The sequence below is a fragment of the Kitasatospora sp. NPDC043950 genome (assembly GCF_056435345.1).
The window spans coordinates 16,704-39,323 of record NZ_JBWKER010000027.1 but is presented as its reverse complement, the minus strand read 5'-3'; the positions used below and the strand labels follow the sequence as shown (position 1 = coordinate 39,323).

The following is a 22,620-nucleotide window of genomic DNA, read 5'->3' as shown; positions in this document are numbered from 1 at the left end:
CGCCCCTTCGGCGTGTTGAGAGGAGGCAGGTCCTACAGCGCGACGCCGAGCAGGGCGTCCACGGTGCGGCTGACCAGGCCGGGCGCACCCATGTCGGTGCCGCCCCCGGCCTCCTGCCGCTCGGCCCAGCGGTCGACGGCGGCCAGCGCGGCGGGCGCGTCCAGGTCGTCCGCGAGCGCCGTACGGACCTCGTCGAGCAGCTGCTCGGCGGCCGGGCCGTCCGGCCGGGAGACCGCGGCCCGCCAGCGGGCGAGGCGCTCGACGGCCTCGTCCAGGGTCGCCTTGGTCCACTCCCAGTCCTCGCGGTAGTGGTGCGAGAGCAGCGCCAGGCGGATCGCCGCCGGGTCGACGCCCTCGCGGCGCAGCGCCGAGACGAAGACCAGGTTGCCGCGGGACTTGGACATCTTGTGGCCGTCCAGGCCGACCATGCCGGCGTGCACGTACGCCTTGGCGTACGGGTGGGCGCCGGTGGCGACCTGGGCGTGCGAGGCGCCCATCTCGTGGTGCGGGAAGGAGAGGTCGCTGCCGCCGCCCTGGATGTCGAAGGACATGCCGAGGTACTGCAGCGCGATGGCGACGCACTCGATGTGCCAGCCGGGGCGGCCGTGGCCGAGTTCGGTCTCCCAGGCGGGCTCGCCCGGGCGGGCGGCGAGCCAGAGCAGGGCGTCCAGCGGGTGGCGCTTGCCCGGGCGGTCCGGGTCTCCGCCGCGCTCGGCGAAGACCGGGCGCATGGCCTCCCGGTCGAGGCCGGAGACCTGGCCGAAGCGGGGGTCGGAGTCGACCGAGAAGTAGATGTCGCCGTCCACCTGGTAGGCGGCGCCGCTGGCGAGCAGCTTCTGGACCAGCGGGACGATCCACGGGATCGACTCGACGGCGCCGATGTAGTGGGCCGGCGGGAGCAGCCGCAGGGCGGTCATGTCCTCGCGGAACAGGGCCGTCTCGCGCTCGGCGAGGGCCACCCAGTCCTGACCGGTCTCGACCGCCCGGGCCAGCAGCGGGTCGTCCACGTCGGTGACGTTCTGGACGTACAGGACGTCGTGGCCGGCGTCCTTCCACACGCGCTGCACCAGGTCGAAGGCGTTGTAGGTGGCGGCGTGGCCCATGTGGGTCGCGTCGTAGGGGGTGATGCCGCAGACGTAGATCCGGGCGGTGCCGTCCTGCGGCACGACCTCACGGACCGTGCCCGCTGCGGTGTCGAAGATACGGAGGGGGAGCCCCTGACCAGGCAGGGCGGGAACCTCGGAGGCGGGCCAGGCATGCATGGAACCGACTTTAACCTTGCGAACATTTGAAAGCCTAACCAGTACACAAGATCGACTGGATTCGCTTCCTGTCATTGCCGGACCGCTTCCCGACTGATAAGGAACGGACCTTGACGGGACCGGCGTTGTTTCCGGCAGGCATGCGGCAGGCATGCGGCAGGCTTCGGGCGGGCTTCGGGCGGGCGTCGGGCAGGCGTTGGGCGGGCTTTCAACAGGCTTCGGGCAGGCTTTCGGACACGGTTGAGCGCCCGGTCGACCCTGCCGCCGACCGGGCGCCCGGCACCCCGGGGGACGCGGCCGGAGCCGCTACGACCGCTGCCAGAGGGCCGGCACGTTCGGCGGCTCCCAGCCCACCATGGCGGTGTGCGCCTGGAGGCAGAGGTAGGAGGCACCGGAGTAGGTGACGCGGTCGCCCGCGTTGTACGAGGCCCCGGGCTTCCAACTGCCGCTCGACGGCGTGGGCGTTCCGGTGGGCGTTCCGGTGGGCGTTCCGGTGGGCGTTCCGGTGGGGGTTCCGGTCGGGGTGGCGGTGGGGGTCGGGCTCGGCGTGCCCGGGGTCTGCGGCACGTCCAGGACGAAGTCGTAGCTGCCCTCACGGCCCGGGCCGTTCTGGCGGACGTTCATCAGCAGCCGGGCGTCGTAGATGGTGTCCGTGCTGTTGCGCGGCTCGCCGGGGAAGTAGAGCTGGGTGGTGAGCACCGGGCGGCCGGGCGCCTGGAGCTTGACGTGGAGGTGCCGGGTGCGGCCCGGGTAGAGGCCGGGGACGATCGTGTCCAGCTTGAAGGCGCCGTTCGCGTCGGTGAACTGGTGGCCGCGGAAGGTGAACCCGGTGTTGTCGTAGGCGCCGTTGTCGTCGGCCTGCCAGAAGTCCAGCAGGACGCCGGAGATCGGTCGGCAGGCGCGGCCGAAGACGTAGCCGCTGACGGTCAGCCGGGTGCCGGGGCCGTCGTTGACCATGGAGCTGCGCAGTGGGGAGTTGGGCTTGAAGTAGGGGCCCTCGGTCTGCTCGATGGTGGGGTCGTCACCGTCGTGGCACTCGGGGGTGAGGCCGGGGGGCCGACCGGTGCCGGCCTGCTCGCGGGCCAGCGCGACGCCGCCGCCGACCAGCAGCGGGGCGGCGCCGAGCGCGGCGGCGGCCTTCAGGACGGTCTTGCGGCTGATCATGCCGTCGGGCGTGGGCATGCGCCCTCTCCTTCGGGTGGGGGGTGGGGTGGATGTGGGGGGCGGCCCTTGCCATGGTGGGGGCATGACAAGGGCCGAACCGGCCGCCCGTCCGCGCGCGCCGGACCGACCACCGGTGGCCACCAGCAAAGTTACGGGCAGTCCGGGGCCGCCGCGATGGACGCGATCCGGGGATCGTGGTGATTTCCGTCGACCCGGGCCCGGAACTCCCCCGGCGTCATCCCGGTCTCCCGCCGGAAGAAACGGCAGAAGTAGGCCGGGTCGGCGAAGCCCGCCTCCTTCGAAACCTGACGAATCGTCAGATCCGTGCAGGCCAGCAACCGTTTGGCCTCCAGGGTCTGCTGGCGCCGGATCAGCCCGCCCGGGGTGCGACCGGTGGCCTGCTTGACCAGGGTCTGCAAGTGGCCCGGCGAGACGCCGAGTTCCTGCGCACTGGACGCCACCGAGTGCCGCACCCCGCCCGGGCCGGCGATCAACCGGGTGAAGGCGGAGGCCAGTTCGGTCGGCCGGCCGGGCGGCGACGGCCGCTCCCCCGGCCGGCCGGCGCGCAGCGCCCGGACGATCAGGATGTGCAGACTGGCCCGCAGCACGCCCTGGTAGCCGGGCTGCCTGGAGCGGTACTCGTGTTCCATGTCGGCGAGCAACGCGCCCACCGGCCCGGCCTGTTCGCCGAGCCCGAGCGCGGGGCGGGTGGCCAGGGTACGCAGCGCGGCGAGGTCCTGCGGGTTCCGGAGCAGGAAGTCCTCGTTGAACAGGACGACCTGGCCGGTGAGTTCGTCCGCGTCCGACCAGTAGTGCACCTGGCCGGGCGTGATCACGCACAACTGCGGTGGCGCCAGCGGCCGGTGGACCAGGTCCAGGACGTGGGCGCCGCGGCCGCCGGTGACGTGGACGATCTCGTAGAACGAGTGCCGGTGCGGGAAGCCCGCCCGGGACAGCGGGCCGATCGTGTCGAAGCTCCCGATGGCGAACGGGAGCAGGTGCGGCAGCGGGACCTGTAGCCGGTGCAGCGGCAGGTCCGGCGTGGTACGGGGGGTGGGGGTGGTCCGTAACGCGTCCATCGGAGCAGTGTGCTGCCGGTTCGCGGACAGGTCCAGACCATCAGCCGGCCCGAACCGGTCCGCAGGCCCTAGACCGGCGGCCAGGGGATCGAGGGCCAGTCCTCGGAGGGCAGCGGGTGCCGGCCGGTGCGGCGCAGCCCGGCCACCCGGGCGCGGGTCGCCTCCAGTTCGGCGGCGGTCAGGTGCGGGGCGAGGCGCGCGGCCAGCTCGCCGTCCAGGCGCTCGGCGAGCCGGGTCAGCACCTCCAGCGCCTCGGCGGGCAGCGGCTCGCCGGCCCAGCCCCAGAGCAGGGTGCGCAGCTTGCCCTCGGTGTTGAAGGTGACGCCGTGGTCGATGCCGTAGACCCGGCCGTCGGCGGCCGGGATCAGGTGGCCGCCCTTGCGGTCGGCGTTGTTGAGCACCGCGTCCAGCACGGCGAGCCGGCGCAGCCGCTGGTCGTCGTGGTGCACCAGCAGCGCGGTGCGTCCCCCGCCGACCTCGGCCCGCACGATCGGCAGCCAGCCGTGCTCCGGGCCGCGCGGGTCCTGGAGGGCCAGCAGCGGCTCGGCCTGCGGATCCGGCTCGACCCACAGCTGCACCATCCCGGGCCCGTGCGGCCCGTCGCGCAGCACGGTCGGCGGCACCAGCGCCCAGCCGGTCGCGGCCGACACCTCGTACGCGGCGACCTCGCGGCCGGCCAGCGTGCCGTCCGGGAAGTCCCACAGCGGGCGCTCCCCGGCGACCGGCTTGTAGACGGCCTGCGCGCTCAGCGAACCGTGCGTGGCGGTGCAGTACAACGCGGCGTTGGACGCCTCGGTGAGGCGCCCGTGCACCGTCAACTCGCCCTCGCGCAGCAGCTCCAGCGCGGTGGGCACGTCGGCGGCGAGGGCGGCGGCGGCCGCCGGGTCCGCCTGGGGCGGGGTCTCGGTGTTCAGCGCCGGTAGCCGTTCGCGCGCGGGCACAGGTGGCCCTCCGGGTCGAGCGGCAGGTTGCAGAACGGGCAGGGCTTGCGGCCGGCCGAGACCAGGTCCAGCGCCCGCTTGGCGAACACCCGGGCCATCGCGCCGGACAGCCGCACCCGCAGCATGTCCGGACCGTTGTCGTCGTCCTCGAAGACCGCCGCGGCGCTGTCCTCGTCCTCGTCCTCCTCCACCTCGATCAGCGCCTGCGCCTCGACCACCAGGCAGCCGTCCACGCTGTCCCAGGCCAGGGCCATGGTGCCGACCCGGAACTCCTGCTCCAGCGGCAGGTCCAGCGGTGCGGTGTCGAGCAGGTCCTGCGGGGCGGCGGCCGGGATGGAGACGTCGCCGCCGCTGCGCCGCAGCGCCTCGTCCAGGACCTCGTCGATCCGCTCGGCGAGCGCCGCCACCTGGGTCTTCTCCAGCAGGACGCTGGTGATCCGGCCCCGGGCGCTGGCTTGCAGGTAGAACGCCCGGGCGCCGGGCTGGCCGACGGTGCCGGCCACGAACCGTTCGGGCTGGTCGTAGAAGAAGACCTGACGGGGCACGCTCTCGCTCCGGATCGTGTCGGTCGTGGGGATCACAGGGATCGTTCGGACGTCATTGGCTCGGGCTGCCGTACGGCGGCCCGGGCGCGGGCTCGCCACGCGGCGGGGCTCGTTAGTCACCCTACGACCTCCGGGCCCCCGCAGGGGAGCCGAGCCGCAGTGGCACCGGCCAGCTCAGGTGGTGCCGCCGGCCGCTGCGGAGCGGCGTGCGGCGGCGCTCCCGCCCACGTGATGCGGCTCCGGGCCGGGCGGCTCCGGTCAGGTCGGATGGCGCCGGTCGGACCAGGGTCGTACCAGGCGGGTCAGGCGGGTCAGGCGGGTCAGGCGGGTCAGGCGGGTCAGGCGGGTCAGGCGGGTCAGGCGGGTCAGGCGGGTCAGGCGGGTCAGGCGGGGCGACCGTCTCAGGTGGTGCCGCCGACCACCGCGTCGCCCGCCGGGGCGGCCGGGGCCGCGCCGGGCCTGGGCGCGAGCGAGCCGAGGTCGCCGGTGTCGCCCATCCTCAGGACGAAGGGCCGCTGCGGGGTGTAGCGGATCGCGGTGACCGAGCAGGGCTCGACGCTGATCCGCTGGAAGTGGTCCAGGTGCAGGCCGAGGGCGTCGGCCACCACCGCCTTGATCACGTCCCCGTGCGAGCAGGCGAGCCAGACCGCGTCCGCGCCGTGCTCGGCGGCGACCTTCTCGTTCCACTCCCGGACCGCACCGACCGTCCGGTGGCTCAGCTCGCGCAACGACTCCCCGCCGGGGAAGGCCGCGGCGGCCGCGTGGTCCTGCACGGTGCGCCAGAGCGGCTCCTTGGCCAGCTCGGCCAGCGGCCGACCGGTCCACTCGCCGTAGTGGCACTCGCCCAGCCGCTCGTCCTCGGCGGGCGGGCCCAGCTCGGGCCGGGCCGCCAGCAACGGCTCCAGGGTCTGCCGACAGCGCTCCAGCGGGCTGCTGACGGCCTGCACCAGCGGGATCCCCGCGAGCCGGCCGGCCAGCGCGGCGGCCTGCGCGCGCCCGGTGTCGTCGAGGTCCACGCCGGGCGTCCAACCGGCCAGGATTCCGGCGGTGTTCGCGGTCGAGCGGCCGTGGCGGACGAGCAGCAGGGTGGGCATGGGGCTCAGCCTACGGCCTCCGGGCGCGGGCGTGGAGTGTCGGTGCGAGCTGCGGCCGTCGGGTGCCGGCGCGGGGTGCGGGCGCGCAACGCGGGGGCAGGGTACGGGTCCTCCTGGGCCGCCGCCGGCACCGGCCCGCGAGGCCGTCCTGGCCCGGCTCCGCCCCGGGCACCCCTCGCCGGGCCACAATGGCCCGATGATCGTCCACTGCGCCAGCTACCACGACGGCCACCGGATCGAGGCCCCCGACGACCTCGCCGGCGCGCTCGCCGCCGCCCGCGCCGCCGGGCCCGGCGGCTTCGTCTGGATAGGCCTGTTCGAGCCCACCGCCGAGGAACTCAACCACGTCGGAAGGGAGTTCGCCCTGCACCCGCTGGCCGTCGAGGACGCCGTCAGCGCCCACCAGCGCCCCAAGATCGAGCCGTACCAGGGCTCCCTGTTCGTCGCCCTCAAGACGCTCGGCTACCACCCCGGTGCCCACGCGGTGACCATCGGCGAGGTGATGGTCTTCCTCGGCGCGGACTTCGTGATGACCGTCCGGCACGGCGCCGACGCCCCGCTCTCCGGCCTGCGGGCCCGGCTGGAGAAGCAGCCCGAACTGCTGCGCTACGGGCCCAGCTCGGTGCTGCACTCGGTGTGCGACACCATCGTCGACGGCTACATGGAGGTAGCCACCGGGCTCCAGACCGACCTGGACGAACTGGAGGCGGACGTCTTCGCCCCCAACCGGGTCGGCCGCGACACCGCCGGCCGGATCTACGGCTACAAGCGCCAGGTGATGACCGTCCGCCGCGCCACCGGCCCGCTGCTGGAACCGACGCTGCGCCTGGCCCGCGGCGGCGAACCGTACATCCGCCCGGAGACCCTGCCCTACCTGCGGGACGTCGCCGACCACCTGGCCCGGGTGACCGACCAGGTCGACGGCATGGACCGGCTGCTGTCCGACATCCTCAACGCCAACCTGGCGCAGGTCAGCGTGCAGCAGAACAACGACATGCGGAAGATCTCGGCCTGGGCGGCACTGGCCGCCGTGCCGACGATGATCGCGGGCGTCTACGGGATGAACTTCGAGGACATGCCCGAACTGCACCAGCCCTGGGGGTACCCGGCGGTGCTGTCGCTGATGGTCGCGGTCTGCATAGTGCTGCACCGGGTGTTCAAGCGGCACGACTGGCTGTAGTGCCGCCCGACGGCCCCGGGCGGCTACGCCAGGCCGGCGCGCTCCAAGGCCTCGACGCCGGTGCGCAGCGCCTGGATCCGCTCGTCCAGGGTGAAGCCGGACGGGGCCAGATTCGTTTATCACCTGGAAGGATAGCGCCCTCGTCGCGGCCGGACTCCGGCCGTGCCCAACCGTACGCCCGCCCGTGCGCCACGGGGGAACGGCGCACGGACGGGCAGCCCAGGGGCGGCTACTGGCCGGGGTCCGGCCCGGTGTAGGCCGATGAGCGGAAGATGCGCGGGAACGCCCGGGAACCGTGCCGCTGGTCGAGCCACCCGGTCAGGCCGGACAGGTCCCCGCCGATCGTCGCGGCCACTATCAGGCCGTGCAGCGCGCCAGCATCGGTCCCGCCCATCTCGGTCAGGAAGCGCTGATACCGCGCCCCGACCCCGTGTTCGTATCCAGCCATCGCCAGGTGGTAGCGGGTCGCTATGCCGGGCTCCGCGTGGTCGAAGTCGGACGGCTCCAGACGGCCCGTGGTGTCACGGAAAGCCAGCCGATCGGGCAGTGCGACCCGCTCGGCCAACCTGAGCCGGTCGGCCACCGTGGCGGCGATCGTCCGGGCTTCCCGATCGGTCGCCCCCTCCATCACGATCCCGAGGTTCCGGGTCGAGACGGCGTCCTCCTGGTCCCGCGCCGAGTAGGTGCGCCCCTGCGGGTCACGCCGGTTGATCCCGTACCGGCTCCGGCCCACGTGCCCGTCCTGGAACCGGTACTCCCGGAACGACCCCCAGTGCAGGCAGTCATGCGCGTAGGACCGGAGCAGGTCCAGCGCCACCAGTTCGGGCGAGGGCAGCCGGGGGTCGCTCAGCCGCCCGTACCTCGTGATCACGGAGGCCATCTGCTCGTGCCGGTAGCCCTGGTTCGGGTGGTGGAACCCGCCGAACGCGTCGGGCTGGGTCGAGCACACCCCCACCCACACCCGATCAATCGGCAGCAGCTGGTTCAACCCCAACTCCCGGTAGCGGTCCGCCAGGAGCGCCGCCCCCTGCCGGAACACCTCCCGCGCCGACTCGTCCGCCCAGGTGTCCAGCACCCAGTGCAGCAGCGAGAACGTCACGTGCGGGTGCGCCTGGTCCAGCGCCGCCGTCGCCCGGCGCGCGGCCAGCAGGTGCGCCAGCTCGGCGCGCTCGGCCACGTCTCCGGCCAGGTGCTCGTTCGGCCCCAGACACGAGGGGGTGAGCGAGCGACCGAGGGTCAGAAGCGCTGACGGCTGATCAGCTGTCGGTGCGACTCCTGCACTCCCTCGGGGAGCTTGTCCGGTGAGAACCATCGGGCCTCCAAGATCTCGAACGAAGCGACCTTGATCCGTCCGCTGACGTACAGCGCCTCGTAGGCGACTTCGACGCGCAGCTTGTATCCGCTCTTCAGGTGCGCCAGCTCGCACACCTTCACCGTGAGTCCGGCCTCCTCCTTGACCTCACGGATGATCGTCTCTTCGAAGCTCTCGCCCTTGTTCGCGTAGCCGGTCGGTAGCCCCCACTGCCGACCCTCCGGCCACATCCGGTGCTTCAGGAGCAACACCCGGCCTTCGTCGTCGCGAACGATGCCCGTGACCCCGACCATGAACTTCGAGTGCCACAGCCACAGAACGCGCCACTGCATCGGGCCCCGGATGATCCGCCAGAGCTTCGCAGCGATCTTCTTCATGGGTTCGCCCCTTCATTGGTCGGGCCACCGCGCGCCGCTCGCGCGGTCGGCCCACGATCCCGCACCCCACCCCACCGACACCAAATCCCGTGATGATCAGACCAATTGGGGTGCGTCAGTGCTGGTGCCGGTACCGCAGGCGATCCGAATGCAGGGTTGCTTGTCGGGCCACCTCGGCAGCCACCGGATCGGCCCCACCCGAGGCGTTGGACTGGTCGGCCGACGCGGGGGCATAGAGGTCGAACCGAAGCCATCCGGCGTGCTCCTGCAACGGCTTCTTGCCCTGCTCGGCTCGGATGCGGGTGGCGTTCACCGCGTACTGCTTACGGGTGTCGGCCGTCATCAGCCACAGACGCGCGTGATAGGCGTCGGGGAAGGCGAGCAACACGGGCTTGCCGGAGAGGTCCGGGAGGGTGCAGAACTCGCCCAGGAGCACATCCCGCAGGACATGGGAGCCCGCCGCCTGCACCACCTCATAGCGCATGACCATGCCCGGTTTCGGCTCTCCGGGCACCGCCACCAGTTCAAGCGGCGGCATTGCGGCCCAACCTCAACTCCGTGCACCTCGGGCACGGGCACTCCGGGTCGAGCGGGTAGGTCAGTGCACGACCGGTCGGGTTCGCCGCCCGGTACTGCTCCCTCAACGCGGCCATCGCCTGCGGACTGGCCTTCTCCCTGCTCCGGTGCGAACCGGCGGACCTCACGGCAACGTACACACCTGGCTCCTTTTCGCTCGGCTTCGTGGAATGAGATGCCAGGCTAGGGGAATTCCAGATAGGGACTCAACGATATTCCCGCTATCGACTAAAGATCTTGAGATGTCCCTCGATAGTGGTCGGCCCACTCCGCCAGCTTGACCCGAGCATCCTCACCCCACAGCGAATAGCTCTCGAAGGTCCGGAACTCGTCCAGGTACTCCTGAATGTCTCGGGGGTCACGGAACACAAGCGCGCCCGTGGAGACCTCGACAGTTGCTAGAGCCTCGTCGTAGACGGTGAATACGTTCAATGGCGCCCACGGCATGTGACCAGCCATCGGGATAATCCCGAGGCGCACATTGGGCAACCGGGACACAGAGACCAACCGGTCAATCTGCATCGCCATGGCCTGCGCGGGAACAAGAGGCCAGCGGCAAGCCTGTTCAGTCAGAATGAAGTAGAAGCGCTTAGCCGGCTCGTAGAGGACGGCCTGCCGTTCAAGTTTTTTGGCAATAGCCTTCGAGTGATCGCCGGGGAACGGAGCGAGACTGGCCCGGATGTACTCAGGAGTCGCAAGAAGACCGGTGATCATGGTTGGCAGAAAGTATCGAAACTCGCCGGTGGTACGTTCAAGCGTCGCCAACTCGACTTGCTTCTTTTCAAGCCCCTTCCTGCGCAGGGCCCTCGCATCCTGCCACTCTGTGTTGGCGATGCGGGCAAGTGCCGTGACGTGGGCAATGAGGTCAGGCGGCGCGTCCAGCGCCCGCAGGATCAGTTCAACGTCAACCAGCGACGGCGTGACCTTGCCAGTCTCGATCTTGGAAATCTTGGACTGCGACATGTTGACACGCCGAGCGAGCTGGACCCCGGAGAGTCCAGCTCGCTTGCGAAGCTCTTGAAGAATTGCCGCCAGGTCCGAATTCGATTGACCTAGCTCTTGCGGATCAAGCGCCAATGCCCTTCACGTACTCCTCGAAAGGCACCGATTCAGCGATTGCAATCCGCTGATACTCGACGAACGGGCTCACGTCGCCCTCGAACACGGTGCGGTCGATCTGCGTTCCGTCAGGCAGGTAGTTCATTAGCACCACCTCCCTTTTGTCGAACATCCAATAGTCCGGGACGCCGGCCAGCGGGTTAGGGCGATCCGTGACGTCCATGATCCGAATGTCTTCCCCCGCCCAGGCATGCGGCAGGTAGTACATGAACTCGTAGCGCAAGTAATCGGAGAGCGGTCGTGTAACAACGTGAACGCGCCCCTTGGACTTCCCCTCTCGGCGCACGCGCTTGAGGTCGTCCGTGTAATCGTTGGAGTGCGCGTGCGGGTCAATTCGCTCACCCGCCCGGAAAGCCCGCAGTTCCTCGATCTCCTGCGGCACGTTATAGGCCGGGAGAGTTTCCAGGCGCCATGCCTCCGTCTTAAACTCCCGGAACCTGGCCTGCCAAGCGTCACCATCCAAGCGCACGGACGGCCTCCCGAAGCACGCTCTCGGGGATCTCCACGAGCCCTTCGCCATTGGGCGGCGTGAAGGCGCTGGACACGTCCCCCTGAACCACGAACGTGCCTCGCTCGGTGCGGTACACGTTCGGGCAGTCGTTCTGGTTGCACTCCCCCGAGCCACTGCCGTTGCCCGTGTTGGTCAGCCGTGTGAGACCCGACCTGTCGTCCATCTCAACCCCCTGGAACTGTGGCCCCACTTGGACCGCCCGGCAATGACGCTAGAGAACCCTTCGGCGTGTGTCTATGACAGAACAGAAATATTCCCGTGTTGGACTAAGGATCATGGTGGAGCGGCCCAGAACGCACGAAAGGCCCCGGCTGCCCAGTTCGTTGGGCAGCCGGGGCCGGTGTGGTCGGGGTGGTCAGATGCGGTTGCCCCAGCGGTGGGCGGCGAGGCTGCGGGCGGCATTGGACCGGCCTGCCGGGGGCTCGTCGCCGGGGAGGCGGACGCGGGCGATGAGGCGGCCCGCTTCGGCGCGGAGCTGGCGGGCCTCGGCGATCAGCGGGTGGGCGACCATGACGCCGTGGCGGGTGCCCCCAGCGATCAGGCGGCCGTCCGCCCGAACCTGCTCGTCGCAGTGGGCGGCGTCGCGCAGGTGGTGCTCGGCGAGGCGGAGCGCGGCGTCCTCTTGGGGGTCCAACTCGACCTCCAGGGCGGCGAATCCGGCGCGCAGGTCGGTGATGATCTCGTTCAGGGGAACCCCTTTCGCTACTCTCGGTGGATGGGCGTAACGCTGTGCGCATGAGGGTTGGTTCATGCCTATGCGCATCGGTGCTGGGCTGCTATGACGCCCCGGAGAAGAAAGAGGCGCGCGAGGGAGTCACCCCCCGGGGTCAGCTACCGACATCACGCACCGACGCGCATCCGACTGCGCGAGGCTCACGCTTCTTTCGCCGATCGACTCTCTCAACTTGCCTTCCTATAAAGAGAGTTCGATATAGCGTGTGGCTGCGGTAACTGCGGAAATTTCCGCAGTACCTGCCACGCTGGCCCGCGCTCGTCCCCTCATGTCCAAACGGACATGAGCGTTGGCAGCGGCACCTGCCCACCTCGGAATTGTCCGAGGTGATGCCTCCGCCCTGGCCCGTCCACGATCACCACGCCCGGCGGATCAGCCGGTCGGCGATGGCCTGGTGGTTGGGCTTGGCGGGGGCGGTCGGGTCGAGTCCGCCACGGCCGAACAGCAGACGCGGGGTGGTGGCCTCGGCCAGGTTGCGGCACAGCGCGTCCAGGTCCACGAACGGGCCCGCCGCGCGGGCTGCCTCAGCGGCGAACGGCGGTAGCGAGTACCCGGCGATGACCTGCTCAACCTCGGCGCGGCGGGCGTCCTCGGCGGCCTGGTGGCGTAGCTCGTCCGCCTCGACGGACGCACCGCTATGCTCCTCTCGGAGGTGGGTCAACTCAGCTTCCAGGTCGGCGATTCGGGCGTCTCGCGGGTCGGGTTCGGGCTCCGGCCGGCGTTCAGGCTCAGCCTCGGGTGCGGGGGTCGGCGGGGCGTCGCGCTGGGCAGGGGTGTCGGGGTGGGCGACACCCCCGGGGATGGCCTCGGCGGGCGTGGGGTGGTCGGCGGGCATGGTCTCTCCGGACTGCGAGCGGGGGCGTGGAGTACGGGCCGCCAAGTGTCAGTTCTGACACTTGGCAGCCCGGGGCCTGACTTGTCTTTTCGGGCAAGTGGGCGCGTTGCGGGGTCCGGCGCGCGTGACGACGCCGAGGCCGGACCCTCCAATGTCAGTTTTGACATTGGAGGGTCCGGGGCTCATGTCAGATCTGACATGAGCCCCGGACCGCTTCCGGTCACGCCTTGGCGGGCGGGGTGACCGTGAAGGCGATGGCGCGGGCCGGGTCGATGGTGGCCACGCCGCACAGGGTGTCCACGATGGAGACCTCGGACTTCACGGACGGGTCGAAGTCCATGGTCACGCGCAGCGCGTACTGGTTGTCGGCGGCGGAGACGGAGCGGGCCCCGCCCTGCACCTCGCTGGGGGCGCGCACGGCCAGGGCGAACGCGGTCTTGTGGAAGGCGACCGCGCCGTCCAGGTGCGGGGAGACGACCACGCGGAAGCCGAACAGCTCGCCCATGGTCGCGTTGCGCAGCGCGTGGGAGTCTCCGGCCTCGTTGACCTTCTGGAGCTGTTCGACGTCCAGGAGGATGTTCTGCACGTCCGGGCCGATGGCGAGGAACCGGTCCGTGGCGGGGATCTCGCGGCGGGTGAAGTCGGCGGCTGCGGCGGTGAGCATCTTCACGACGTGCCCCGGCTCGCCCGGCTTGGCGTCGGCCTTGATGACGCGGGCTCCGGCGGCCTTGCTGGCCGCGTTGAGCAGGGCGGCGGCGGACTTCTCGACGTAGGTGGAGACGGCGTCCAACTGGGGCTTGAGGACCTGCTGGCCGAAGCTCTCTATGTTGAGGGTCATGTCCTTGGTGGTGAAGGCGGCGGCGTCGGTCGGCTCGTCGGTCAGCTTCACCTGAACGTGGCCCTCCTCCACCTTGGTGTAGACGGTGGTGCCGTTGAAGTTCTGGGCCACGCGGCGCTTGGGGGTGCGCACCCGCACCGAGTCGCCCCGGCCGCCGGTGAACGCGGCCTCCGCGTCGCGCATCACGCACTCGCCAAGGACAGAGTTCGAGCGCATCAGGGCCAGGCTCACGGCCACGACGTCGGATATCTCGAAGGTGTTGCTGGTCATACGGGTGGCGCCTTTCCTGGGGGTTCCCGCCGCTGAGGCGGGAACGCGAAAGCCCCGGCCATCTGCGGCACGGGGCTGGGTAGTTCGGGTGTCGGGGCGGTCAGCCGGCCGAAACGGCGGGGGCCTCGGCGAACAGCTCGGCGGCGGTCGGCGGCTGGTAGCCGTCGGGGGCGCGGAACAGCTTCGCTTCACCGCTCATGAAGTACTGGTCCCCCGTGCGGCGCAGGCGCAGCAGGGCGGACAGGAACGTGAATTCGGCGTCCGGGTTGGCCTCCCACGCTTCGTGGTTGACCACGTCGCGGTAGGTCAGCGAGAGCGCGTTGCACCACATGAGGTAGTGCTCGGGGGTCGGGGTCTTGTCCTCGGCCTCCCATGCGTAGACGGTGGCGATGTGGACGCCGACGCGGTCGGCGACCTCGGCGACGGACAGGTCCAGGGCCTTGCGGCGGGCAGCAAGGGAGAACGGGTGGATCACGGTTGGGGGTCCTTCATTCGGTCGGATGGCGGGGTTCATGATCACCAGGGGGCTCGGGGTGAAACGGCACGCTGGCGGCCTCATCCGCCCCAGAATTGGTGATCATGGTCACGGCTATGGGTGGGGCGCGGCCCGCTGCGGCAAGGGGCTCGGCGGGCCCAGGGTGGGGTGCGGCCCCCTCCCTGGGGTCAGGGGGTCGGGGGGTTTACGCACGTCACGACATCCCCCCGAATCTGAGGTGGGGTCAGGCGTTCGCGGGGTGAGATCCACTCGGTCAGCAGCATGTCGCCCTTGTCGGTGTTGCAGTCCCGGCAGGCCCAGCGGAGATTGGCGATCTCCGTGAGCCCGCCGCGCGCCACCGGTGTGACGTGGTCGAGGACTTCTCCCGGCGTGGCCAGGTCGAGCGGGCAGTACGCGCACCGGTCTCCGTGGCGCTCGGACACCTTCCGCCGGATCGACTCCTTGCGGTCCTTGAGGCGGCGGCGCTGCTCGGCCTGGCAGGCTTGGCAGACGCTGTCTGGGAACGCCATCACCTCCCGGCGGAAGCGGCAGCGTCGGCACGGGCGGGGCTTCTCGTCGCGATCCTTCCCGGCCTGCCTGGTCTTGCGGCGGGCGTGCTCGGCCGCGCGGGAACACTTGTCGGAGCAGTAGCGTCTGCGAGGGTCCGCCAGCGCGTCCACGACGCCCGTGCACCGGAGGTTGCCGCACGGCCGGGGTCCCAATCTGGAGCGTTCCAGCAGCTCGGCGCGGCGCGCGTCCTCGCGGCGGCGCTGCCTGCGATCGGCCGTACACGGCTCGCAGTAGACGACCTGCCCGGCGTGGGCAGGCCGCTTGCCCGAAGGCGCGCCGCACTCGCCGCACAGCACAGGAGCCACGCACTCCCGGAGAGCCGCGCGCTGCGACTCCTGCGCCAGGGCGTACGCCCTGCGGCAGCGGTCGTCCGCGCAGACCGGCTGCGGGCCGTCCCGGGCCCGGGGCCGCACCCCGCACACCCGGCACACGGCTGTGGCGGTCTCCATGTCCGGCCCTCCTCCCCCCGACGAAACGCGGTGATCATGAACAGTCGGGACGCAACCGTCCCTCTCGCCCTCAGACGAATCCCGAGGCAAAAGCAAGAGACCCCGGCACGCCGCCGGGGTCTCACAGGCCGTAGATGGGCCCACACAGATTCAGGGTGGCCGGTTAACACCCGCCCCCACTGTCACGTGAGCTTCCCTCACATGTATTAAGCCGGGCCGGTTAACGACCAAGGTGGGTGCCCCCGGGGGTCTGCGAACGCCCTCGGGTCCTCCACAAGTCGAGAGAACCCAGGGGACTCGCAGTAGCAGGGTCAGGGCGTGTCGGGAGCCATGGCCGCTTCCAGCACATCGGCCAGTTCTTCGGCCTTCGGGTCAACGATCGTGACCTCGATCCGGGGGTCTCGCTTGAGCGGGCCCCGCGCCGGGAACAGCAGCACCCGAACGCTGAAAGCCTCCAGCAACTCCCGTCGCGCCACGGTGTCCCCGGCCCGCCACTCGTCCGCGACCCTGCGGCCGGTCGGCACCGAGTACCAGCCCGCCGGCTTCTCGGGCGTCGCCTTCGCCGTCTCCAGTTCCCGACCCATCCGGGCGTACTCCCGGCGGAACCACTCGGCATCGTCCGGGGAGTCGTACAGACCCGCCGCGCGGTCGTCGCGCAGCCGCTTGCGGTCGGCCGTCAGGTCGGCGACACGCTGGGCCACACCGTTGCCCGGCTCCCACACCCGTTCCGAGAACTCGGCGGGGCCGAAGTCGGCGAGGAACCGCCGCTCCACGATCTCGTCCATCTCGGCGAGCGGAGCGACCGGCTGCGGACACTCCTCCGAGCCCTTCAGGCCCTCTGTCCGGGCCTTGCAGGCCCATGCCGGAACAACTCCGCTCTTGTGGGTCGTCGTGCTCCTGTACAGCCGTACGGAGCAGATCCCGCAGAACGACCCGCCGGACAGCAACAGCTCACCCTTGGCCGCGCGGGGACCTGCCGGAGCCTTCGTGAGCTTCTTCGTCAGCGATGTCTGAGTGGCCCGGTCCCAGAGTCCCGGGGCGATGCGAACGGGATGGCCGTCCGGCCCCAGGACGGCCTTCCCCTTGTGCGTGAGGTAGCCCAGCGAGGCATCAGAGAGGCAGATTCGCTTGATCACGTTGCCGGTCCACCGGCCGCCGATCGGTTCCTTGCCGTACATCACCCGCGACCAGTCCGAGGGCGAGAGGACCCCCGCACGGGTCAACCGGGCGGCCTCGGAGTCCACGGTGATGCGGCCGGTGCCGTCGGTCAGCAGACGACGGGCGAACTCACGAGCCACGGCCTCCGACTCCGGCTCGTTCTCCGTGTGGTCCACCTTCCCGCCGTGGGCGAGGCGCACGTGCACAAACCCGTACGCGGGCCGCCCCGCGACCTCCCCCGCCGAACGGGCCTGTACCGCGCGGTCCCGGTTCCGTGTCCGGATGTTCCGGTGCTCGATCTGCGCGCCGAACAGCTTCGCGTTGAACTCGATCTCCTGGCTCGGGTCGTCCAGGTCCCAGAAACCGGGGTGATCGGCTGTGAGCAGGAGACGGCCCGCGTTGGTCTCCTTAGCGAGCCGCAGGCCCTCCAGGACGTCACGCCCGAGGCGGTCCACTGCGGACGCCGCGAGTCCGTCATAGGGCCCGCGCTGGGCCTTGAGCCACGGCCCCAGCTTCGGGCGCGTGAGAGGGTCGGACGCGCCGGACACCTCCCAGTCGTCCGCCCACCCGATGACGTGCCCTCCGGCTCGCTCGGCCGAGTCGAGGATCGCGTCCCGCTGCCGCGCCGGTGAGCTGGTGGCCGCCTGCACGCGGGAGAGTCGGCGGACGCCGAGCAGACAGCGCCCGCAACCGTCGTACGGCGTCACGGGCGCGTCGTTGGTGCTGGTCATAGTGGGCATGTGTTCCCCAGGGGACGGGGCGGCTCGCGCCGCTGAACGGGCGAACCCGTCCCCCAGGGATGCCCGCCGTTAGGCGAGCCCGGCCAGTTCCAGCGCCTCCACACCCACGCGGAGAGCGTTGATCCTGCCTTCCAGCGAATAGTCGATTCCGCCGGGGGCCAGGGTGAGCGTGGTGACGCCCGCGTCGGCGTAGGCCTGCATCCGGTCGGCGATCCGGGCGGTGTCGCCGATCAGCGAGGTGGCGTCGATCAGGTCGTGCGGGACGGCGGCCGCGGCGCCCGCGTAGTCCTTGGCCAGGTACTTCTCCTGGATCTCGTCGGCGGCCTGCTCGTAGCCCATCCGCCGGGCGAGCTGGTTGTAGAAGTTCTTCTCCTTGCTGCCCATGCCGCCGATGTACAGCGCGGCGTAGGAGCGCTGGGAGTCGACGCCGGCCGTGATGTCCTCGCCGACCGCGATGGTGACGGTCGGGCAGAGGTCGAAGCCGTCCAGGCCCTGCCCCGCCTTGGCGCGGCCGGCCTTCAGCGGGTCGAGGGAGAGCGCGGCGTGCTCGGGCGAGAAGAAGATGCCGAGCCAGCCGTCGGCGATCTCGCCGGTCTGCTCCAGGTTCTTCGGGCCGATCGCCGCGATGTACAGCGGGATGTGCTCGCGCACCGGGTGCACGGTGAGCTTGATCGGCTTGCCGGGGCCGCCGGGCAGCGGCAGCGTCCAGTGCGCGCCCTCGTGGACCAGCCGCTCGCGGGACATCGCCTTGCGGATGATCTCCACGTACTCGCGGGTGCGGGCGAGCGGCTTGTCGAACTTCACCCCGTACCAGCCCTCGGAGACCTGCGGGCCGGAGACGCCGAGGCCGAGCCGGAAGCGGCCGCCGGACAGCGTGTCCAGGGTCGCCGCGGTCATCGCGGTCATCGCCGGGGTGCGGGCGGGGATCTGGAAGATGGCCGAACCGACGTCGATCCGCTCGGTCTTCGCGGCGACGAAGCTCAGCACCGTCGCGGCGTCCGAGCCGTACGCCTCGGCCGCCCAGCACACCGAGTAGCCGAGCCGGTCCGCCTCCTGGGCCACGGCGATGTTGTCGGCGTCCATGCCGAGACCCCAGTAGCCGAGGTTGATTCCGAGTCGCATGTGCCGAACCTTCCAGTCGGTGAGGGTTGGTGGCGAGGGTAGCCGCGCACTCACCGGTCATGCTACTGACCGGTAGTGGTGGTCTGGGTCACACCCGCCGCCGCCCGGGCCCGGTGATCGTTCTGCGGGTCGCCACCCCTGCCCGGACACCGGCCGCTACGCTCAGCCGACGTGGGGAGCGCTCTCCCCACCTGCGCGTTCTCAGGGCTACCGGGGCGCCCGGTGCCACCGGCCAGTGGAGGGCCCGTCCGATGGAAAAGCGTCACCTCGGCCGTACCGGTCTCCAGGTCTCCCGGCTCGGCCTCGGCACCATGACCTGGGGTCGCGACACCGACGAACACGAGGCCGCCGAGCAGCTCAAGGAGTTCGTCGACGCCGGCGGGACCCTGCTCGACACCGCCGACGTGTACGCCGACGGCGGCGCCGAGTACCTGATCTCCCGGCTCACCGACAGCCTCATCCCCCGCTCCGAACTCGTCATCGCCACCAAGGCCGGCAGCGTGCCGGAGTCCGCCCGCCGCTTCGACGGCTCCCGCGGCCACCTCCTCGCCGCCCTCGACGCCTCGCTGCGCCGGCTCGGCACCGACTACGTCGACCTGTGGCAGGTGCACTCCTTCGACCCCATGACGCCCGTCGAGGAGACGCTCAGCGCCCTCGACATCGCCGTCTCCTCCGGGCGCGCCCGGTACGTCGGGGTCTGCGACTTCAGCGGCTGGCAGCTCGCCAAGGCCGCCACCTGGCAGCGCGCCCACCACGGGCGCACGCCGCTGGCCGGGGCCCAGCTGGAGTACTCACTGCTCCAGCGCGGCATCGAGCGCGAGGCGCTGCCCGCCGCGGCGGACGCCGGAGTCGGGCTGCTCGCCTCCTCGCCGCTCGGGCGCGGGGTGCTCACCGGCAAGTACCGGCACGGCGTCCCGCAGGACTCGCGCGGCGCCTCGCCGTACCTGTCCGGGTTCGTCCAGCCGTACCTCGGGGAGCGCTCGCGGCGGATCGTCGACGCCGTCGCCACGGCCGCCGACGGCCTCGCCAGCAGCCCGCTCGCGGTCGCCCTCGCCTGGGTCCGGGACCGGCCCGGAGTGGCGAGCGCGCTGGTCGGGGCCCGTACGGTGGCACAGCTGCAGGCGGCGCTGTCGGTGGAGGCGCTTACGCTTCCGGGTGAGATCCGTGGTGCGCTGGACGACATCTCGTCGCCGGTGCACCGCTACCCGGACCAGGGGTGGAGCGAGCTGTAGCCCCCCTCGTTCAGCTGAACACGCAGTGGAGTGACCCTTGGAGCGGACGATGAGTGACACGGAGAACGGCGCTCCGGAGGAGACCTCGGCAGTCTCGGTGAGCCCGACGGAGTCGGTCGGCCCGGCCGAGACGGCGAGCCCCGCGGAGACGGCGAGCCCGGCGGAGAAGGCGGCGGCGATCGCCGAGCTGGCGCAGCGGATCCGCAGTGTCGGCCCGCAGGCGGCACCGCCGGAGGGCGAGGGCCGTCCCGCGGCTCCCGAGGACGCCGAGGACGTTAAGGACGCCAAGGCCCCGGCCCCGCCCTCCGCGCAGCCCGACCAGCAGCGCGCGCAGGCCCTCAAGGACACCGCCGAGGTGCTGACCGCCGGGGGCGCCCCGGCCGATCTCGCGGCCGCCGCGGTGGCCGAGTTCGGCGACGGCGCCGCCGAACAGCTGCGCTCCGACCCGTGGGCCGTGCTGTCCCTGCCCGGCGTCCGCCCCGAGCACGCGGACGGCTTCGCCCGCGGCCTGCTCGGCCCCGCCGCCGGCCCCGGCGACCCGCGCCGCGCCCAGGCGCTGGTGCCGTGGCTGCTGGAGCAGGCGGCGCTGCGCGGCCACTCCGCCGTCGAGGTCGCCGAGATCGCGGCCGGGCTCGACCGCCACGGGCTGCCGGACTCGGCCGCGGCGATCCAGGCCGCCGTCCTGGACGGGCGCGCGATGCCGTTCCAGGAGGAGCTGACCGGTCCCGAGGCGCACGCGGCGGGCGGCGACGAGGACGAGGAGCCGCCGACCCGGACGCTGCTCGCCCTGGAGCGGCTCGCGCTGGCCGAGGAGAGCCTCGCGGACGGGCTGGTCCGGCTGATGTCGACCTTCGTGCCGGGCGAGGACCCGGAGCCGGGCGAGGAGGATCCGGAGGAGGACACGGCGGAGGACGCCGGGACGACGGAGGACGCCGAGTCCGCGGCCGACTCCTCGCCGGCCTCCGACTCCGAGGCGGGCTCCGACTCGGGCGTGGCCCCCGCGGAGGCCACGGCGGAGGACGCTCCGCAGGCCCCCGCCGCGCCCGGCCCGACCGCGTGGGCGGCTGCCGGCGAGGCCGCGCCGTCCTCCTCCGCGACCGCCCTGATCCAGGCCGTCGCCGACAGCGCCCTGGTGCTGCACACCGGCGGCGAGGCCGCCCGCGCCGAACCCGCCGCGCTGCTGGCCGCTGCCGGCGGCCTCGGGCTGCGGGCCTGGGCCGCCACCTGGACCGACCAGGGCCGGGAGTCCTTCGCCGCGCTCACCGACACCCCGGCCGCCGTGATCACCCTCGCCGACCTGCTCTCCGGCGCCGCCGGGCCGGGCCGCGCCTCCGACGGCACGCTCGCCCTGGACGTCCTGGTCGTCCTCGACGCCCCGCTGCTGGACGTCGAACTGGCCGCCACCGTCCTGGAGTCGCTCGCCGACGGCACCCGGCTGGTGCTCAGCGGCGACCCCGGCCAGCTCTGGTCGGCCGGCCCCGGCCGGTTCTTCGCCGACCTGCTGGCCGCCAAGGTCTGCCCGGCGGTCGCCTCCCGCACCCCGGACTTCGGCCCGATCGGCGAGCTGGTTTCCGGCGTCGGCATCGGCGAGCTCCAGCCCGTCGAGGCGCCGGACAAGGAGGTGGTCATCCTGACCGCGAAGGACGGCGGCGAAGCCGTCCACCGCGCCCTCCAGCTGCTCACCGACTCCATCCCCCGCGCCCTCGGCATCCCCGCCGAGCAGGTGGTGCTGCTCACCCCCGGCCACGGCGGCCCGGCGGGCACCCGGGCGCTGAACGCCGCCGCGAAGGCCCGGCTCAACCCGGGGCCCGGCCGGTTCGGCGGCTTCGACCCGGGCGACCGGGTGGTCGACTCCCCGGCCCCCGGCGTCACCCGCCCGGCCCGGGTGCTGGACGGCGACGCCACCGGCCTGCACCTGGCGTACGCGGACGGCTCGCGCCGGACCGTCCCGCCCGCCCAGGTGGGCCGGCTGCGGCACGGCTGGGCGCTGACCGTCCACCAGGCACTCGGCCGCCGCTGGCCGGGCGCGGTCGTGGTGCTCCCGGAGGACGCCGGCCCGGCGCTCACCCGGCAGTGGGTCTACACCGCCTTCGGCCGCGGCGAGCGGCACCTGTCCGTGGTGCACGCGGCGGGCCCGGCGCTCGCCCAGGCCGTCACCGAGCGCCCGGCGCAGCCGCGCACCACCCGGCTGCGGGCGATCCTCGCCGAGAACGCCGCCTCGGCGTACTAGGTCCTGCGCGCCGGTCGGCGGAACGCGCGGAGGGCGGGCCCCCTACAGGTGGGGCCCGCCCTCCGGGTGTCCGCACGACGAACGGTTCAGTCGTCGGGGTCCTCGTCGTCGTAGACCTCGCTCACGTCGAACCGGCAGATCAGCATCTGCGGGTCGGCGTGCTCGAAGGGCTCCGGCAGCCACTCCCCCGGCTCGGTCGGCTCCGCCGCCGCGACCCAGAGCGTCGAGTCCGCCTCCTCCAGGCCGAACTCCTCGCTGCGGGCGGCGATCTCGTCCGGCTCGTACTCGCCGAACAGCACACCGATCGCGGCGTTCACCCCGCTGGTGCCGCCCCCGCCGGGGGTCAGCGACTCGTCGAGCCGCTCGGCCTGGGCGCGCAGCCGCTTGGGGTCGGCGACGTGGTAGTCGCGGCGGATCAGCACGCTGATCGCCTCCGGCTGTTCGGGGCCGTGGTAGCCGCCCGGACCCTCGTCCCCGGGGATCTCGAAGGGGGTGACCTCGTCGTAGACCTCGTAGAGGATCTGGTCGTAGGCGATGGCCGCCGTCGCGAGCTGCTCGTAGGCGGCGGACACAGCGGGATCATCCGCTGCGCTGGGGCTTGACACCGCTTCCAGATGACGGTCGATGGCGGCCTTGACCGCCTCGGCGGCGGCGCGTACCTCGGCAATGGTTGGCTGCGCGGCATCAGACATGGTGCAGACGCTATCTCCCCGCGGTGTCGGTACGCACAGCGGTTGTCACCTACACCCGCGATTTCACCGCAACTTCCCCCCTGATGTCCGATCCGCGTGGTTCTGTCCCCGCGCAT

The 22,620-nt window shown here is 71.8% G+C and carries 23 protein-coding genes; 3 read left to right on the top strand and 20 right to left on the bottom strand.

Annotated features, from left to right (window positions below; translation table 11 throughout):
• Window positions 1-32: 32 nt before the first annotated feature.
• The 6 genes from mshC to AC07BF_RS19425 form a co-directional block, all read right to left on the bottom strand.
• Window positions 33-1,262: a cysteine--1-D-myo-inosityl 2-amino-2-deoxy-alpha-D-glucopyranoside ligase gene (gene mshC, locus AC07BF_RS19450; RefSeq protein WP_363618102.1), complete on the bottom strand. Its 1,230-nt coding sequence runs from the start codon at window positions 1,260-1,262 to the stop codon at window positions 33-35.
• Window positions 1,263-1,568: 306 nt separating this feature from the next.
• Window positions 1,569-2,510: a dioxygenase family protein gene (locus tag AC07BF_RS19445; protein WP_478333659.1), complete on the bottom strand. Its 942-nt coding sequence runs from the start codon at window positions 2,508-2,510 to the stop codon at window positions 1,569-1,571.
• A 65-nt stretch (window positions 2,511-2,575) separates the two neighbouring features.
• Window positions 2,576-3,505, bottom strand: coding sequence for an AraC family transcriptional regulator (locus AC07BF_RS19440; RefSeq protein WP_363618098.1), 930 nt, complete (start codon window positions 3,503-3,505; stop codon window positions 2,576-2,578).
• Window positions 3,506-3,573: 68 nt separating this feature from the next.
• Complete coding sequence (locus AC07BF_RS19435; protein WP_063350993.1) at window positions 3,574-4,359, bottom strand: SCO1664 family protein; 786 nt, start codon at window positions 4,357-4,359, stop codon at window positions 3,574-3,576.
• A gap of 56 nt (window positions 4,360-4,415) precedes the next feature.
• The gene (locus AC07BF_RS19430; RefSeq protein ID WP_350878006.1) at window positions 4,416-4,991 is read right to left on the bottom strand and encodes a DUF3090 domain-containing protein; all 576 of its coding nucleotides are present in this window, start codon (window positions 4,989-4,991) and stop codon (window positions 4,416-4,418) included.
• A gap of 401 nt (window positions 4,992-5,392) precedes the next feature.
• Window positions 5,393-6,085: an MSMEG_4193 family putative phosphomutase gene (locus AC07BF_RS19425; protein WP_363583928.1), complete on the bottom strand. Its 693-nt coding sequence runs from the start codon at window positions 6,083-6,085 to the stop codon at window positions 5,393-5,395.
• Between the two features lie 196 nt (window positions 6,086-6,281).
• Between AC07BF_RS19425 and AC07BF_RS19420 the strand changes: the two genes are divergently transcribed.
• Window positions 6,282-7,265 carry a magnesium and cobalt transport protein CorA gene (locus AC07BF_RS19420; protein WP_363583930.1) on the top strand — a complete coding sequence of 328 codons (984 nt, stop codon included), beginning with the start codon at window positions 6,282-6,284 and terminating at the stop codon, window positions 7,263-7,265.
• 229 nt (window positions 7,266-7,494) lie between these two features.
• Here the strand turns inward: AC07BF_RS19420 and AC07BF_RS19415 are convergent, their stop codons facing one another.
• The 13 genes from AC07BF_RS19415 to AC07BF_RS19355 form a co-directional block, all read right to left on the bottom strand.
• Complete coding sequence (locus AC07BF_RS19415; RefSeq protein WP_478333658.1) at window positions 7,495-8,442, bottom strand: hypothetical protein; 948 nt, start codon at window positions 8,440-8,442, stop codon at window positions 7,495-7,497.
• Between the two features lie 59 nt (window positions 8,443-8,501).
• A complete protein-coding gene (locus tag AC07BF_RS19410; RefSeq protein ID WP_478333657.1) occupies window positions 8,502-8,954 on the bottom strand; it encodes an NUDIX domain-containing protein in 453 nt (150 codons plus the stop codon).
• Window positions 8,955-9,069: 115 nt separating this feature from the next.
• Window positions 9,070-9,492: a hypothetical protein gene (locus AC07BF_RS19405; RefSeq protein ID WP_478333656.1), complete on the bottom strand. Its 423-nt coding sequence runs from the start codon at window positions 9,490-9,492 to the stop codon at window positions 9,070-9,072.
• 266 nt (window positions 9,493-9,758) lie between these two features.
• Entirely contained in the window at window positions 9,759-10,607 is an 849-nt protein-coding gene (locus AC07BF_RS19400; protein ID WP_478333655.1) for a Scr1 family TA system antitoxin-like transcriptional regulator, read from the bottom strand.
• Window positions 10,597-11,118 carry a DUF6879 family protein gene (locus AC07BF_RS19395; protein ID WP_478333654.1) on the bottom strand — a complete coding sequence of 174 codons (522 nt, stop codon included), beginning with the start codon at window positions 11,116-11,118 and terminating at the stop codon, window positions 10,597-10,599. Before AC07BF_RS19395 ends, AC07BF_RS19400 begins: the two co-directional genes overlap by 11 nt.
• On the bottom strand, window positions 11,102-11,323 hold the full coding sequence (locus tag AC07BF_RS19390; RefSeq protein ID WP_400329658.1) for a hypothetical protein: 222 nt from the start codon (window positions 11,321-11,323) through the stop codon (window positions 11,102-11,104). Before AC07BF_RS19390 ends, AC07BF_RS19395 begins: the two co-directional genes overlap by 17 nt.
• Before the next feature lie 192 nt (window positions 11,324-11,515).
• Window positions 11,516-11,911, bottom strand: a complete 396-nt coding sequence (locus tag AC07BF_RS19385; RefSeq protein WP_478333653.1) for a hypothetical protein — start codon at window positions 11,909-11,911, stop codon at window positions 11,516-11,518.
• Window positions 11,912-12,248: 337 nt separating this feature from the next.
• Window positions 12,249-12,728: a hypothetical protein gene (locus tag AC07BF_RS19380; protein ID WP_478333652.1), complete on the bottom strand. Its 480-nt coding sequence runs from the start codon at window positions 12,726-12,728 to the stop codon at window positions 12,249-12,251.
• A 220-nt stretch (window positions 12,729-12,948) separates the two neighbouring features.
• Window positions 12,949-13,836 (bottom strand): major capsid protein, encoded by an 888-nt coding sequence (locus AC07BF_RS19375; RefSeq protein WP_478333651.1) that lies wholly within the window; start codon window positions 13,834-13,836, stop codon window positions 12,949-12,951.
• Window positions 13,837-13,936: 100 nt separating this feature from the next.
• Entirely contained in the window at window positions 13,937-14,311 is a 375-nt protein-coding gene (locus tag AC07BF_RS19370; protein WP_478333650.1) for a helix-turn-helix transcriptional regulator, read from the bottom strand.
• Window positions 14,312-14,499: 188 nt separating this feature from the next.
• The gene (locus AC07BF_RS19365) at window positions 14,500-15,330 is read right to left on the bottom strand and encodes an HNH endonuclease (protein WP_478333649.1); all 831 of its coding nucleotides are present in this window, start codon (window positions 15,328-15,330) and stop codon (window positions 14,500-14,502) included.
• 311 nt (window positions 15,331-15,641) lie between these two features.
• Window positions 15,642-17,219: a recombinase family protein gene (locus AC07BF_RS19360; RefSeq protein ID WP_478333648.1), complete on the bottom strand. Its 1,578-nt coding sequence runs from the start codon at window positions 17,217-17,219 to the stop codon at window positions 15,642-15,644.
• A 78-nt stretch (window positions 17,220-17,297) separates the two neighbouring features.
• Window positions 17,298-18,350, bottom strand: coding sequence for an LLM class F420-dependent oxidoreductase (locus AC07BF_RS19355; protein ID WP_400329655.1), 1,053 nt, complete (start codon window positions 18,348-18,350; stop codon window positions 17,298-17,300).
• Window positions 18,351-18,601: 251 nt separating this feature from the next.
• Here AC07BF_RS19355 and AC07BF_RS19350 point away from each other — a divergent pair, with 251 nt between their 5' ends.
• Complete coding sequence (locus AC07BF_RS19350) at window positions 18,602-19,582, top strand: aldo/keto reductase (RefSeq protein ID WP_350878016.1); 981 nt, start codon at window positions 18,602-18,604, stop codon at window positions 19,580-19,582.
• Between the two features lie 49 nt (window positions 19,583-19,631).
• Entirely contained in the window at window positions 19,632-21,812 is a 2,181-nt protein-coding gene (locus tag AC07BF_RS19345; protein WP_478333647.1) for a helix-hairpin-helix domain-containing protein, read from the top strand.
• An 86-nt stretch (window positions 21,813-21,898) separates the two neighbouring features.
• Here the strand turns inward: AC07BF_RS19345 and AC07BF_RS19340 are convergent, their stop codons facing one another.
• The gene (locus AC07BF_RS19340) at window positions 21,899-22,504 is read right to left on the bottom strand and encodes a hypothetical protein (RefSeq protein ID WP_063346931.1); all 606 of its coding nucleotides are present in this window, start codon (window positions 22,502-22,504) and stop codon (window positions 21,899-21,901) included.
• Window positions 22,505-22,620: the final 116 nt, after the last annotated feature.

Excerpts from the sequence above, each read along its gene's own strand:
- mshC (WP_363618102.1), bottom strand. The coding sequence starts at position 1,262 with ATGCATGCCTGGCCCGCCTCCGAGGTTCCCGCCCTGCCTGGTCAGGGG.
- AC07BF_RS19445 (WP_478333659.1), bottom strand. The coding sequence starts at position 2,510 with ATGCCCCCACCATGGCAAGGGCCGCCCCCCACATCCACCCCACCCCCC.
- AC07BF_RS19440 (WP_363618098.1), bottom strand. The coding sequence starts at position 3,505 with ATGGACGCGTTACGGACCACCCCCACCCCCCGTACCACGCCGGACCTG.
- AC07BF_RS19425 (WP_363583928.1), bottom strand. The coding sequence starts at position 6,085 with ATGCCCACCCTGCTGCTCGTCCGCCACGGCCGCTCGACCGCGAACACC.
- AC07BF_RS19420 (WP_363583930.1), top strand. The coding sequence starts at position 6,282 with ATGATCGTCCACTGCGCCAGCTACCACGACGGCCACCGGATCGAGGCC.
- AC07BF_RS19410 (WP_478333657.1), bottom strand. The coding sequence starts at position 8,954 with ATGAAGAAGATCGCTGCGAAGCTCTGGCGGATCATCCGGGGCCCGATG.
- AC07BF_RS19405 (WP_478333656.1), bottom strand. The coding sequence starts at position 9,492 with ATGCCGCCGCTTGAACTGGTGGCGGTGCCCGGAGAGCCGAAACCGGGC.
- AC07BF_RS19390 (WP_400329658.1), bottom strand. The coding sequence starts at position 11,323 with ATGGACGACAGGTCGGGTCTCACACGGCTGACCAACACGGGCAACGGC.
- AC07BF_RS19385 (WP_478333653.1), bottom strand. The coding sequence starts at position 11,911 with ATGAACCAACCCTCATGCGCACAGCGTTACGCCCATCCACCGAGAGTA.
- AC07BF_RS19380 (WP_478333652.1), bottom strand. The coding sequence starts at position 12,728 with ATGCCCGCCGACCACCCCACGCCCGCCGAGGCCATCCCCGGGGGTGTC.
- AC07BF_RS19375 (WP_478333651.1), bottom strand. The coding sequence starts at position 13,836 with ATGACCAGCAACACCTTCGAGATATCCGACGTCGTGGCCGTGAGCCTG.
- AC07BF_RS19365 (WP_478333649.1), bottom strand. The coding sequence starts at position 15,330 with ATGGAGACCGCCACAGCCGTGTGCCGGGTGTGCGGGGTGCGGCCCCGG.
- AC07BF_RS19360 (WP_478333648.1), bottom strand. The coding sequence starts at position 17,219 with ATGACCAGCACCAACGACGCGCCCGTGACGCCGTACGACGGTTGCGGG.
- AC07BF_RS19355 (WP_400329655.1), bottom strand. The coding sequence starts at position 18,350 with ATGCGACTCGGAATCAACCTCGGCTACTGGGGTCTCGGCATGGACGCC.
- AC07BF_RS19350 (WP_350878016.1), top strand. The coding sequence starts at position 18,602 with ATGGAAAAGCGTCACCTCGGCCGTACCGGTCTCCAGGTCTCCCGGCTC.
- AC07BF_RS19345 (WP_478333647.1), top strand. The coding sequence starts at position 19,632 with ATGAGTGACACGGAGAACGGCGCTCCGGAGGAGACCTCGGCAGTCTCG.
- AC07BF_RS19340 (WP_063346931.1), bottom strand. The coding sequence starts at position 22,504 with ATGTCTGATGCCGCGCAGCCAACCATTGCCGAGGTACGCGCCGCCGCC.